This is a genomic window from Vibrio sp. S457-15 (genome assembly GCF_000960545.1).
Taxonomy (GTDB): Bacteria; Pseudomonadota; Gammaproteobacteria; order Enterobacterales; family Vibrionaceae; genus Vibrio; species Vibrio parahaemolyticus.
The window spans coordinates 1-1,062 of record NZ_JYOQ01000073.1 but is presented as its reverse complement, the minus strand read 5'-3'; the positions used below and the strand labels follow the sequence as shown (position 1 = coordinate 1,062).

1 pseudogene is annotated in these 1,062 nt (G+C 57.7%); it reads right to left on the bottom strand.

Annotated features, from left to right (window positions below):
- A pseudogene (locus tag UF05_RS26325) lies at positions 1–1,062 on the bottom strand (hypothetical protein); the annotation flags it as partial.

Here is a 1,062-nt window from a genome sequence, read left to right as displayed (position 1 = left end):
GCTCACCCGTTGCCGCGTCCACACTCGGTGTCGCTTCTGGCGTACCTACACCGGAATCAATACCTTCTGATGCATTACCTTGTGCCGAAGTTGGCTCACCGCTAGACGCATCCGCACTTGGTTTCTGATCTGGTGTTGTCACATTTGGTTCCACACCCTTCGAGCTGCCAGCTTGTGCTGGTGTGCCCGTTTGCGGCGCGTTCCCTTCTGCGTTCACACTGCTCTTCGATGACGGTGCCGTGCTTGCCGATGACGTCGAAGAGGCTAGCACGCGATCGCGCATCTCATAGCCCATCGTCTCACCATTGCTGTCGACGCGTATTGGGCGGTAACCTGGGTTGCCATCGATGCTCGCGTTGCCCGCACTGGTGATCACTCGAGCTGGCGTCTTCACTTCTGGCCAACGCTTCGCCGGACCCGACGACGTTTGCTCTGGCTCTACCGACGGTATGCTCTCTCCACTTTCATGTGTTGGGGTCGCCCCTTCCGCTAACGTTGGAATGCTTTCGCCCGCGGCATTCTTGTCGTCTGCCGTGTTTGGCTCACCCGTTGCCGCGTCCACACTCGGTGTCGATTCTGGCGTACCTACACCGGAATCAATACCTTCCGAGGCATTACCTTGTGCCGAAGTTGGCTCACCGGTAGCCCCGTTCGCACTTGGTTTCTGCTCTGGCGTTGCCACACCGGAATCAATACCTTCTGAGGCATTACCTTGTGCCGAAGTTGGCTCACCGTTAGACACATCCGCACTTGGTTTCTGCTCTGGCGTTGCCACACCGGCATCAATGCCTTCTGAGGCATTGCCTTGTGCCGAAGTTGGCTCACCACTAAACGCATCCGCGCTTGGTTTCTGCTCTGGCGTTGCCACACCGGAATCAATACCTTCTGAGGCATTACCTTGTGCCGAAGTTGGCTCACCGCTAGACACATCCGCACTTGGTTTCTGCTCTGGTGTTGCCACATTTGGCTCCACAACCTTCGAGCTGCCAGCTTGTGCTGGTGTGCCCGTTTGCGGCGCGTTCCCTTCTGCGTTCACACTGCCCTTCGATGACGGTGCCGTGC